The 12,042-nt window shown below is 65.2% G+C and carries 10 protein-coding genes; 4 read left to right on the top strand and 6 right to left on the bottom strand.

The annotated features are described in order from the left end of the window. Window positions 1–35: 35 nt before the first annotated feature. Both ABZO33_RS25680 and ABZO33_RS25675 read left to right on the top strand, forming a co-directional pair. Window positions 36–713 carry a COG3650 family protein gene (locus ABZO33_RS25680; RefSeq protein WP_414538333.1) on the top strand — a complete coding sequence of 226 codons (678 nt, stop codon included), beginning with the start codon at window positions 36–38 and terminating at the stop codon, window positions 711–713. A 103-nt stretch (window positions 714–816) separates the two neighbouring features. Next, window positions 817–2,430, top strand: coding sequence for an NAD(P)/FAD-dependent oxidoreductase (locus ABZO33_RS25675; RefSeq protein ID WP_414538332.1), 1,614 nt, complete (start codon window positions 817–819; stop codon window positions 2,428–2,430). Between the two features lie 74 nt (window positions 2,431–2,504). On the opposite strand, the gene ABZO33_RS25670 is transcribed toward ABZO33_RS25675, so the two are convergent. Beyond that, window positions 2,505–2,969 carry a glycine zipper 2TM domain-containing protein gene (locus ABZO33_RS25670; protein ID WP_023632818.1) on the bottom strand — a complete coding sequence of 155 codons (465 nt, stop codon included), beginning with the start codon at window positions 2,967–2,969 and terminating at the stop codon, window positions 2,505–2,507. 147 nt (window positions 2,970–3,116) lie between these two features. Between ABZO33_RS25670 and ABZO33_RS25665 the strand changes: the two genes are divergently transcribed. Continuing rightward, window positions 3,117–3,347 carry a hypothetical protein gene (locus ABZO33_RS25665; RefSeq protein WP_414538331.1) on the top strand — a complete coding sequence of 77 codons (231 nt, stop codon included), beginning with the start codon at window positions 3,117–3,119 and terminating at the stop codon, window positions 3,345–3,347. 30 nt (window positions 3,348–3,377) lie between these two features. Here ABZO33_RS25665 and pdxH read toward each other — a convergent pair whose 3' ends face one another. The 5 genes from pdxH to dinG form a co-directional block, all read right to left on the bottom strand. Further along, window positions 3,378–4,025: a pyridoxamine 5'-phosphate oxidase gene (gene pdxH, locus ABZO33_RS25660; RefSeq protein ID WP_110704384.1), complete on the bottom strand. Its 648-nt coding sequence runs from the start codon at window positions 4,023–4,025 to the stop codon at window positions 3,378–3,380. An 18-nt stretch (window positions 4,026–4,043) separates the two neighbouring features. Beyond that, a complete protein-coding gene (locus tag ABZO33_RS25655; RefSeq protein ID WP_414538330.1) occupies window positions 4,044–5,021 on the bottom strand; it encodes an OmpA family protein in 978 nt (325 codons plus the stop codon). A gap of 99 nt (window positions 5,022–5,120) precedes the next feature. Beyond that, a complete protein-coding gene (locus ABZO33_RS25650) occupies window positions 5,121–6,266 on the bottom strand; it encodes a serine hydrolase domain-containing protein (RefSeq protein WP_414538329.1) in 1,146 nt (381 codons plus the stop codon). Between the two features lie 97 nt (window positions 6,267–6,363). Continuing rightward, window positions 6,364–8,580 carry a beta-galactosidase gene (locus ABZO33_RS25645; protein WP_414538328.1) on the bottom strand — a complete coding sequence of 739 codons (2,217 nt, stop codon included), beginning with the start codon at window positions 8,578–8,580 and terminating at the stop codon, window positions 6,364–6,366. A gap of 81 nt (window positions 8,581–8,661) precedes the next feature. Further along, window positions 8,662–10,806, bottom strand: a complete 2,145-nt coding sequence (gene dinG, locus ABZO33_RS25640; RefSeq protein WP_414538327.1) for an ATP-dependent DNA helicase DinG — start codon at window positions 10,804–10,806, stop codon at window positions 8,662–8,664. Window positions 10,807–10,904: 98 nt separating this feature from the next. Between dinG and ABZO33_RS25635 the strand changes: the two genes are divergently transcribed. Further along, window positions 10,905–11,369 carry a CopD family protein gene (locus ABZO33_RS25635; protein WP_414538326.1) on the top strand — a complete coding sequence of 155 codons (465 nt, stop codon included), beginning with the start codon at window positions 10,905–10,907 and terminating at the stop codon, window positions 11,367–11,369. The last annotated feature ends 673 nt before the right edge of the window (window positions 11,370–12,042 follow it).

Below are 12,042 nucleotides of genomic sequence, written 5' to 3'. Positions count from 1 at the left end.
CCAGCTCTTTTGCAAAGCCTCCCGGAGCCCGCCTGATGCGCCTCACCCCTTCCCTGCTGCTCACCGCCCTGCTGCCGCTGTTCGCCGGCTGCCAGATGCTGGCCGAAAAACCGGTCGATCCGAACCTGGGCACCACTCGCCTGCAAGGCGAACTGAGCGCGGCCGGCGGCCATCTGCTGTTCAAACCGTGCAACGAAAGCCGCCGCTTCATCGTCAATGACGCTGCCGGCACCGGCATCCTGCAAGAAGCCGCCACCCTGGCCGACGACGCCGGTGACAAACTGTTCGCCGATGTCCGCGCGCGCATGGCAGGCAGCAAACAGGCCGGCAGCGACGGTCAGCTCGACGTGACCCGCCTCTACCGGCTGGAAACCTCCGAATACAGTGGCTGCGAGGACCCCAACTTCAAGCAGCTGACGCTGCGCGCCGGCGGCCATGAGCCAGACTGGGACATCAAGGCCAGCGGCAAGGGCATGGTGCTCAACCGCATCGGCCAGGACCCGCTGCCATTGCCTTACCTGGAAGAAGCGCTGCCCGGCGGCGGCCTGAGCCTGTCCAGCGAGGCCAACGGCCAGCGTGTCGAACTGTGGGTCGCGCCACAGCGCTGCGTCGATGGCGCCACCGGCGCCATCCGCCACCTCAAGGCCGAGCTGCGCATCGACGGCAAGACCCTGCAGGGCTGCGCCTACTACGGCGGCGCCCGCGACCTCTGATCACCGGGTGCTTTTATCCTGCCAGTCGGGGCGGCTAACAGCTTATACTTGGCGGTTTGTGTAAAGCCGCCGGCCGCCCATGGCCGGGATACTGGACCCTGCCATGCTACGAATCACCGAACTGAAGCTGCCCCTGGACCACTCCGACGACGAGTTGCGCGCCGCCATCGTCCAGCGCCTGGGCATCAGCGATGAGCAACTGCTCGGCTTCACCCTGTTCAAGCGCAGCTACGATGCGCGCAAGAAGAACAGCGAGCTGCTGTTCATCTACACCATCGACCTTGAAACCAGCAACGAAGCCGAACTGCTGCGCCGCTTCGAAGACGACGCCAAGATCGGCGTGGCCCCGGACGTCAGCTACAAGTTCGTCGGCCAGGCCCCGGCCGAGCTGCCTGCGCGCCCGATCGTGGTCGGCTTCGGCCCCTGCGGTATTTTCGCCGGGCTGCTGCTGGCGCAGATGGGTTTCAAGCCGATCGTGCTCGAGCGCGGTAAAGAGGTGCGCCAGCGCACCAAGGACACCTGGGGCCTGTGGCGCAAGAGCGTGCTCAACCCGGAGTCCAACGTACAGTTCGGCGAAGGCGGCGCCGGCACCTTCTCCGACGGCAAGCTGTACAGCCAGATCAAGGACCCGAACCACCACGGTCGCAAGGTGCTGGAAGAGTTCGTCAAGGCCGGTGCGCCCGACGAGATCCTCTACATCAACAAGCCGCACATCGGTACCTTCCGCCTGACCAGCATGGTCGAGAAGATGCGCGAGGAAATCATCACCCTGGGTGGTGAGGTGCGCTTCGAGCAGAAGGTCACCGACCTGCTGGTGGACGGCGAGCAGCTCACGGGCGTGGTACTGCAGAGCGGTGAACAGCTGCATTCGCGCCATGTGGTGCTGGCCCTGGGGCACAGCGCCCGCGACACCTTCCGCATGCTCCACGCCAAGGGTGTGTTCATGGAGGCCAAGCCGTTCTCGGTCGGTTTCCGTATCGAGCACCCGCAGTCGCTGATCGACAAGGCGCGCCTGGGCAAGTACGCCGGCCACCCGAAACTCGGCGCCGCCGACTACAAGCTGGTGCACCACGCCAAGAACGGTCGTTCGGTCTACAGCTTCTGCATGTGCCCGGGCGGTACCGTGGTCGCCGCCACCAGCGAGCCTGGCCGCGTGGTGACCAATGGCATGAGCCAGTACTCGCGCAATGAGCGTAACGCCAACTCCGGCATCGTCGTCGGTATCGATCCCGAGCGCGACTACCCGGGTGGCCCGCTGGCCGGCATCGAGCTGCAGGAGCGCCTGGAAGCCCATGCCTACGTGATGGGCGGCAGCAACTACCAGGCACCGGCGCAACTGGTCGGTGACTTCGTCGCCGGGCGTGCGTCCACCGCGCTGGGCAGCGTCGAGCCGTCCTACAAACCGGGTGTGACCCTGGGCGACCTGGCGCCGAGCCTGCCGGACTTCGCCATCGAGGCGATCCGTGAAGCGCTGCCAGCCTTCGACCGCCAGATCAAGGGCTACAACCTGCACGACGCGGTACTGACCGGCATCGAGACCCGCACTTCGTCGCCGCTGCGCATCACCCGTGACGCCAGCTTCCAGAGCCTCAACCTCAAGGGCCTGTTCCCGGCAGGTGAAGGCGCGGGCTACGCCGGTGGCATCCTGTCTGCCGGTGTCGACGGGATTCGCATCGCCGAAGCGGTGGCACGGGATATCCTCGGGTTGAACGACTAACCCAATCGTCTTTCGCAGACAAAAGAAACCCCGACACGGCCAAGCCGGTCGGGGTTTTCTTTTCAAGCGTGCTATCAGTGAGTGACGCGGCTGGTGCCATCGACCGTCATGATGCGTACACGCTCACCCACACGGAAGATCTCGTTCTGCTGCACTTGCTGCACGTAGGCGCGCATGCTGCCGTCGTCTTCCCGCACGGTGATCTCGACACCCTGCGTGCGGGTCAGGCCTTCTTCGGCGGCCGAGCCCGCCAGGCCACCGGCCACGGCACCGATCACTGCGGCAACAATGCTGCCACGGCCACCACCGACGGCACTGCCGGCGACACCACCGACAATGGCGCCAGCGCCGCCACCGATTGGCGTCTTGGTACCTTCGATCTTCACCGGACGCAGGGACTCGATGGTGCCCATGCGCACGGTCTGCACGCGGCGGGCCTCATCACGGGAGTAGCTGTCGCCGGTCAGCGACGATTGGCAGCCGCCCAGCAGCAGCGACACGGTGGTGAAGCTGGCCAGCAGCAAAGCGGATTTACGCATGGGGACAATCTCCATAAGACAGGTGTCCATTAGACTCCGCGCCTTGACAAGTGTCACGGCGCAAACGTTATAAAATTGTTTTCATTCAGCTCAGGTACAGCCGTTGCTGGCTGATTTGCGGGCCTACAAGTGAGACCAAGGATAGCCATGGATTACTTCATCGTCGTCGTCGTGACGGTCGCCGGGCTGTATTTTCACGGGTGGCTGTATGTGCGCATGCGCCGCTGGATGGACCGGGACCTGGCGCTGTCGCTGGCCGGGCAGGATCCGGCGAAGCAGGACTTCATGCTCAAGTTGCTGGAACGGGCGCGGGTGGAGAAGGTGCGGCGCAAGGAGTTGGCGACGTGGCTGGAGCGGGAAGCGGCGGGGTATCGTTGATGATGGGGCCGCGTCGCGGCCCCAGCCTTGTCAGGGCGCCAGGCGCTCACGCGCCCACTGGCCATCGACCAGGCGGTAGTTCAGGCGGTCATGCAAGCGGCTCGCCCGCCCCTGCCAGAACTCGATGCGCTCGGGCAGCAAGCGGTAACCGCCCCAATGCTCCGGGCAATGCGGCTGGCTGTCGGAAAAGCGCGCCTCGGTGGCCTTGACCAGGCCTTCGAGTTCCTCGCGATCGGCAATCACCCGGCTCTGCGGCGACGCCCAGGCCCCCAGCCGGCTGCCCAGCGGGCGCACCTGGTAATAGTCGTCCGACTCCTTGGCCGTGACCTTCTCCACCCGCCCCTCGATCCGCACCTGGCGCTCCAGCGCCGGCCAGAAAAAGGTCATCGCCGCATAAGGGTTGGCCGCAATGTGCTGCCCCTTGGCACTTTCATAGTTGGTGAAAAAGGTAAAACCGCGTGCGTCCAGCGCCTTGAGCAGCAACACCCGGCAATGCGGACGCCCCTCGGCATCAACGGTGGCCAGGGTCATGGCGTTGGCTTCCACCGGGAGCTGCTCGGTCTTCACCGCATCGGCGAACCAGTGGTGGAACAGCGCGAACGGCTCCCCGGGCGCCTGGGCTTCGGCCAGGCCATCACGGGTGTAGTCGCGGCGCATATCGGCCAGGGATTGGGTCATGCTGCGTTTCCTTGACGATCAGTTGGTCTTCGCAGGGCTGTTGGCGGCGACTTTCTTGTCGGTGGCGGCTTTCTTCGCGGCTGGCTTGGCCGCAGCGGCTTTCTTCTTGGCGGTGGTGCTGGCCTTGGCCGGCGCCTTGGCTTTGGCGGCAGGTTTCTTCGCAGCCGGCTTGGCGGCGGCCTTGGCGACAGGTTTGGCGGCCGGGGCCTTGGCGTCCTGGGTGGCAACCATCGCCGCCGGAGCCGGCGCCGGGGCGGCCTGCTGGTACTTGGCGAGCAACGCGACCATGGTGTTCTGCGGGGTCAGCAGCAGCTCGACACGGCGGTTCAAGGCACGTCCTTCGGCGCTGTCGTTGGCGGCACGCGGCATCACCGCGCCCATGCCCTTGAGCATCAGGCGGTCGCGCTGCAGGCCGCTGAGACGGAAGATCGCCGACACCGAAGCGGCGCGCTCGAGGCTGAGCTTCTGGTTGGCGGCCGTGGCGCCACTGGTGTCGGCGTGGCCGAGGACCAGCACAGCGGTCTTGGTATCGGTCTCGATGGCCTTGGCGACCTGGGTGATCGGGCCAAGGGTCGCGGGCAGCAGCATGTTCGGGCGATCAGGGTTGTAGGAGCTGTCGACCGGGATGGTCACAGCCAGCAAGTCCTCGCGGCGCTCCAGCTCGAACTTGCTGCCCTTGATCGCTTCGCGGACCTTCGGCTCGTACTGGTCGAGCCAGGCCTGCGTGGCCTTATGGTCGATCTTCGGCACCGCCGCGACCTTGTCCTTCTTCTCATCGCTGCCGAACGGCCACCACCAGCGGCTGCCGCTTTCGGACTTGGCGTCGGCCTTGGCCACGTTCTCGGCGACGACCTCCTTCACTTCCTTGTCAGCGACCTTGTCCGAACCAAATGGCCACCAGTTCAGGCCACCTTCCTTTGCGGCGTCCGGGGAGTGGCTGGCGCAACCGGTCATGGCCAGGCACAGGGCGAGTGCTAAGGTTTTATGTGAAGACATCAGCGATACACCATGAAATAGAAAGAAATTTTGCCCATACGCTTCAGGCGTTGGCATTGAGGATAGTCAAAGGGACCTGGCAATACCCGCGTTACCCGATCAAAGGCAACTGCCAAATACCCGCACCAGTTTCTGGGCGCGGGGATCCATCAGCACGTAGGGGCCGAGGGTATTGGTGACGAAGCCGAAGGCCACGTCATGTTCGGGGTCGGCGAAACCGACCGAGCCACCGGCGCCGGGGTGACCGAAGGCACGTGCGCCAAGGCCGAAGGTGGCGTTGGCCACCTCGGGCTGGTCGAGCATGCAACCCAGGCCGAAACGGGTCTGGGTGAGCAGGGTGCGGTCCTGGCCGAGGCTGTGCTCGCGGGTCAGCTCGTCGAGCAGTTCGGACTCGAGCAGGCTGCCGTCGAGCAGGCCGGCATAGAAGCCCGCCAGGCTGCGGGCATTGCCATGGCCATTGGCCGCCGGCTGCTGCATGCGCCGCCATTCGGGCTTGTTGGTGCTGGTGAGGATCGCCGGCGGGTTGGTGAAGGCCCGGGTAGACAAGGCCTCGGGCTCGCGCATCGTCACCTGCAGCAGGCGCTGGGCCGCGGCATCGCCAGGGTTGCCCTTGCCGCGGGCGATATGCGCCACGCGGTGGAATTCTTCATCCGCCAGGCCGACGTGGAAGTCCAGGCCCAGCGGCTTGGCGGTGCGGGCGACGATGGAGTCGCCCGGACCACGGCCATCGGCGCGGCGGATCAATTCGCCGATCAGCCAGCCGTAGGTGATCGCCGCATAACCGTGCTCGCTGCCGGGCGTCCACCAGGGCGCTTCAGCGGCGAGGGCATCGACCATGGCCTGCCAGTCATACAGGGCTTCGGCCGGCAGCAGCTCGCGGATGGCCGGCAGGCCGGCGCGGTGGCTGAGCAGTTGGCGCAGGGTAACCTGTTCCTTGCCGGCCTGGGCGAACTCCGACCAGTAGCGCGCCACTGGCGCGTCGAGGGCGAGCTTGCCCTCGCCCACCAGCTGCAGGGCGGTGACGGCGGTGAAGGTCTTGGTGCAGGAGAACAGGTTGGCGATGGTGTCGCTGTGCCAGGCCTCGCGGCCATCCTTGTCGGCACTGCCGGCCCACAGGTCGACCACGGTCTCGCCGCCGACCTGGATGCACAACGCTGCACCACGTTCCTGGGGATCCTCGAACAACGCGGCGAAAGCATCGCGCACCGCCTCGAACTTCAGCTCATAGTGACCCTGGATCTGCACCCGACTACCTCTCTTTACTGCCTGGCTTGCAAAGGGGTGCATTGTTTCAGTAGTTGGGCGATTTGCCTACTGAAGATGGCTGGGTGGTTATCAGGACCTACGGCTGGTCCAACGCCGCGCGCAACTGCCCGAGCGCCTGCTGATTGCTCCGCCGCACCACCTCGATGAACCCCGCATAGGGCACATCGGTGACAGCGACCAGGCCCAGATGCCCGTTCTCGCCATCGAGCAGGCGCCCGCTGGCGGGTTGGTCAAGGTACTGGAACCAGTGCGCGCCGACGATCATCGGCTGGGCCATGGCCGCCTTGAGGAAGTTGGCATACGCCGGGCCACGGTCTTCCTCGCGAGCCACCTCCAGTGGCCCGGGCCAGAATGGGCCACGATCGCGCGAACCGAACTGGAACTCCGAGACCAGCACCGGCTTGTCGAGCTCGGCCAACCGGGCGAAGTCGTAGCCGTCGTCAGGCTTCAAGGTATAGAAGTTGAAGCTCAGCACATCGCAGAACTCGGCGCAGGCCTTCACCGCCTCGGGGGTGCTGAGCGCATAGCGGCCACCGAGCAGCAGATGGTTGGGCGCGTGCCATTTCAGCGCATCGGAAATGGTCTTGAAGTAGGTTTCGGCAAACACCTGCTGGAAATACTGGTAGTCACGCTCGATTTCCGGATGCTCAGGGTTGGGCAACGGCGCCTCGAAACCCGGGTCTTCCATCAGCTCCCAGGCGGTCAGCTCAATACCCCAGGCCTTCGACAGCCCCTGCTGGTTGCGGTACTTGTCGCGCAGTTGCTTGAGGAAAGCGCGCTTGGCCGGCACATCGGTGGTCAGGCGCAAGGTGCCGTAGGCCAGGCCATAGCGAGCCTTGGGGTCGTCCCCCGGCGCCGCCCAGGCCAGTTCGTTGTCGGCGAAGTAACCGATCAGCCAAGGGTCGTCGCGGTGATCCCGGGCAGCAATGGCCACGGCACGCTCGGTGGCCATGGCGAAACGCGGGTCGAACGGGTCGGGCATGCGCCCCCACCAATCCATGCCGGTGCTGATGCTGGCGTAGTCACCGACGATCGACAGCGGCAAGGTATACGGCAGGCGCTTGGCTTGCCCGAGCACCGGATCGCTCCAGTTGCCGAGGGTGTTGAAGCCCCAGGCCTGCAGGCGGTCCAGGGTGTGGGCCTGCCAACGCTGGGCATCCAGGACCGGCGTCGGGCAGGCCGTGCCATCCTGCGGGCAAGGCTTGCCATAGGTGCGCTGCAGGTTGGCCGCATAGAAGTCGAACCAACGCCCTTGCTTGAACCCCCGGCCTTGGGATGAGGCATTGCCGTCGTTGTTGTTGCCTTCGCCGTAGAAGGTGTTCATGACATCACCCTCGCCCGGCAAGCCCTTGAACATGCCTTCGCGGCCGGCGACATAGGTGCGCCCGCCATCGGCAGCGACGGCATTGACGCCGAGTGAATAGAACGGATGCCCTTCCGGCGTCACCAGATACCAGCGTCCGTCGCGTTTCTCGGTACGGAAGAAGCCCTTGGCTTCGAACGCAGGACCCTCCAGCAGGCCGCCATAGGTGTCCAGCTTGAGCTTGTCGCGCTCGGCCAGCCAGCCCTTGAGCTGTGCCTGCTCACGGTTGTCGGCGGCCTTGAGCTGTTCGTCATTGACGATTTTTTCCGGCCAGCGGCCACGGGTCGATTGCCCATAGACATCGATCAGCTCGTCGTAGGCGGCCTTGAACGCCTGGTCGTCATCCTGCAGGCCGACCTTCTCGATCAACAGGCTCTGCGCCACCTTGGGGCCGGGGATGCTCAAGCTGACCGAGGTGACTTGAGCCAGGTCGGCTGCTCCTTCGCTGCTGGCCAGCAACAGGCGCTGCCCTTCGTAGGTCCAGGGCATCGGCGGCCCGGCGCGCATGCCCTGGCTCAGTGGTGAGCGGGCCTTGAGCGGAATCATCACGGTCTGCGCAGGCCCGGCAGGCAGGTCGATGCGGCTGGTGAGCGTGCGTCCGTCGCTGCTTTGCACCACCACATCAACGGTCAGCGCCCAATCCATGCCGCTCTGCAGGCGCAGGGTCAGCGCCTGGCCGGCAGACCAGTCCCACGCCCCGCTCTGCGGTGCGAGGCGCAGTGTCGGCTGCGCCACCGGGTTGAACACCACGCGCCGCAACACCTCGCCTTCGGCTGTCTGTTCCGCGTTGTACTGCGGCAGGCTGGCGTCCTGGGTGATGACATTCACCACCGAGGCCGGGCGCACGAAGCTGAACAGGGTCTGCTGCCCGGCCAGCAAAGGCGCACTGAACAACACGGAGAACACGACAGGCAAGGCGCGGCGGATCATGGGGCGGTGGCTCTCCTTCGGAGCCCGTCATGGGCTCGCAATCGAGTAATGGACAACGGGTTGTGCGTGTTGCTCCGGCAGTCAGCCGATTTCCCGTCGGAAAGGCGGCAGCGCATTGAGAATAGCCTTGCCGTAGCGTTGCGTGACCAGGCGGCGGTCGAGCAAGGTGATCACGCCACGGTCCTGCTCGGTACGCAGCAGCCGGCCACAGGCCTGGATCAGGCGCAGCGAGGCGTCGGGCACGGCGATTTCCATGAACGGATTGCCGCCACGGGCTTCGATCCATTCGGCCAGCGCGGCCTCGACCGGATCGTCCGGCACCGCGAAGGGGATCTTGGCGATCACCACATGCTCGCAATAGGCGCCCGGCAGGTCGACACCCTCGGCGAAGCTGGCCAGGCCGAACAGCACGCTGTGCTGGCCGTCGTCGACCCGCGCCTTGTGCTTGTTCAGGGTTTCCTGCTTGGACAGGTTGCCCTGGATCAGCACCAGCTTGCGCCAATCGCGATCCAGGCCGTCGAACACGTCCTGCATCTGCTTGCGCGAGGAGAACAGCACCAACGCGCCGCGGGCCTCTTCGACGATGCCCGGCAGCTCGCGGATGATCGCTGCGGTGTGCGCCGTGGCATCGCGCGGGTCGGCGCCCAGGTCGGGCACCCGCAGCAGCCCGGCGTCGCCATGCACGAACGGGCTGGGCACCACGCACTGCACCGCATCGCGAGGCAAGCCCGAACGCATGCGGAAGCGGTCGAACTTGCCCAGCGCGGTGAGCGTCGCCGAGGTCACCAGGGCGCCATAGGCGACGTTCCACAGGCTCTTGCGCAGCATCTCGGCAGCCAGGATGGGGCTGGCGTTGACCTCGATGTCGAACAGCGCGCCGCTTTCGGCCAGGGTCAGCCAACGGGCCATGGGCGGGTTGTCTTCGGGGTCTTCCGCGGTAAAGGCGGTCCACAGCTCCCAGTTGCCCTGGGCACGGGTCACCAGGCTGCCGAACAGCGGGTACCACTCCTCGGCCTGGTGGCTGGCGATACCGATGTTGTTCTCGCCGTCCATGCCTTCCTTGAGCAGGTCGGCCAGGCGGGTGAACAGGTCGTTGAGGCGGGCGAAGCCTTTCTTGAGCTCGATGCCGACCTCGCGGATCTGCTCAGGCACCACGCCGCCCTCGAAGCGGTAGCGTGGGCGATCGCGGCCTTCCATGTCCTCGCCGGCGCGGAAGTCCGCTACCTGCTCGCAGAGGGTAAACATGAACTGCTGCTGGGTACGGACTTCCCGCGCCAGCTCAGGGACCTGCTCGATGTACTTGCCAAGGTCGCCCGGCAACGGATGCTGGGCCAGCAGCTTGGTCAGGTTCTTGGCGGTTTGCTCCAACCAGTCGGCGGTGGAACGCAGGCGCGAATAGTGGGCGAAATGGCCGATGGCCTTGTCAGGCAGGTGGTGGCCTTCGTCGAACACGTACATGGTGTCGCGCGGGTCGGGCAGCACGGCGCCACCGCCGAGGGCCAGGTCGGCCAGGACCATGTCGTGGTTGGTGACGATCACATCGACCTTGCCCATGCCTTCACGGGCCTTGTAGAACACGCATTGCTGGAAGTTGGGGCAATGCCGACCGGTGCATTGGCTGTGGTCGGTGGTCAGGCGCGCCCAGTCCTGGTCCTCGACGGCCTCCGACCAGCTGTCGCGATCGCCGTCCCAGCGGTTGCCGGCGAGCTTCTCGATCATGCTGTTGAACAGCTTCTGGCTGCGCTCGTCGACCTCGATGCGAAAGCCCTCCTCCTCGAACAACTGTGCGGTGGCCGACTGGGCGTGGCCTTCCTGCAGCAGGACGTCGAGCTTGGACAGGCACAGGTAACGGCCACGCCCCTTGGCCAGGGCGAAACTGAAGTTCAGCCCGCTGTTGCGCATCAGGTCGGGCAGGTCCTTGAAGACGATCTGCTCCTGCAGCGCCACGGTCGCGGTGGCGATCACCAGGCGCTTGCCGGCGGCCTTGGCGGCGGGGATCGCGGCCAGGCTGTAGGCGACGGTCTTGCCGGTACCGGTACCGGCCTCGACGGCAACCACCGCGGGCTCGCCGGCACGGCGGCCTTCATCGTCGCTGGCGATGTCGCCGAGTACCTTGGCGACTTCGGCGATCATCAGGCGCTGGCCGTAACGCGGCTTGAGGCTTTTGGCTTCGAGGAAACGCGAGTAGGCGCCCTGGATGGTGGCTTTGAGTTCGTTGCTGATCATGGTCTGCAGGCGCCCGAAGGGCTGGATATATTTTCAGTGTTTCGCATGGGCCGGCTATCATACCCCGCTATTGCCCTTTGTGCCGCATGGAGATCCGGATGCTTGCCTTTGCCCTGCCCTACACCTTGCATGTCCTGGCTGCCCTCGTCTGGGTCGGTGGGATGTTCTTCGCCTGGCTGGTGCTGCGGCCGGCAACGGTTGCCGCGCTGGAGGGGCCTGCGCGGCTGCGGTTGTGGGTGGAGGTTTTCCAGCGGTTCTTCAGATGGGTCTGGCTGGCGGTGGCGGTGTTGGCTGTCAGCGGAGTCGGCATGATCCACCTGCGGTTTGCCGGGTTCGAGACCGCGCCTCGTTACGTGCAGGTGATGATTGGCGGGGGGATTGTCATGTTTGCGCTGTTCATGCGGATTCAGTCTTTGTTGCTGCCTGAGCTGCGGACGGCGGTGGAGGCTGGGGATTGGGCTTCGGGGGCTGGGGTGCTGGGGCGGATTCGGCGGTTGGTGGGGGTTAATTTGTTGATTGGGGTGGTGGTGGTGGGGGTGGCTAGTTCGCGGGTTTGGGTTTGAGGTTGTTGGCTTCGGCTTCGGCTTCGGCTTCGGCTTCGGCTTCGGCTTCAGAGATTGTTTTGGTACTTGTAAGCACATTCGTAGACGATATCGACATTTAGTCACCATTCCGCCTTTACGGCGGCCTACTTTTCTCGTGGGAAAAGTAGGCAAAACCGTTCGGCTCCGTTCATCCGGCCCCTGCGCTTCGCTCCGGGGTTCCCTCGCTCCGTTCTTGCTCCCGTGGGTACCGCGCTGTACGCCCCATCCTGGGGCGCAGCGCTCGACGGCCATCCATGGCCGTCGCCCCACTACGCAAGAACTCCGCTCGGCCTCCTGAAGTCGCAATTGACGGCGCCTGAACTATCGCGCGCTTAGAAGCAAGATCAAGAACAGATCAAGAGCAGATATGTTGGTTTGTTAGTGGCTGTTATGTTGTTCTTCACTACGCTATCGCGGGGCAAGCCCACTCCCACGTTGAATCACGCAGTCAAACTATGGTGGGAGCGGGCTTGCCCCGCGATGTTGATCTAGAGTTCCCACGCTGGCAACTAGCGACTAGCTGCGTTAGTGCAGGCGCCGCCCGTAACTTCGCGACTTCAGGAGGCCGAACGCAGGTCTTGCGGAGGGAGGTGACGGGCATGGATGCCCGTCAAGCGCTGCGCCCCAGGATGGGGCGTTCAGCGCGGTCCTC

Origin of the sequence: Pseudomonas sp. CAM1A (assembly GCF_047501685.1) — a bacterium.
Taxonomy (GTDB): domain Bacteria; phylum Pseudomonadota; class Gammaproteobacteria; order Pseudomonadales; family Pseudomonadaceae; genus Aquipseudomonas.
Note: the sequence above shows the minus strand (reverse complement) of the source record. Positions and strands in the feature narration are given on the sequence as shown.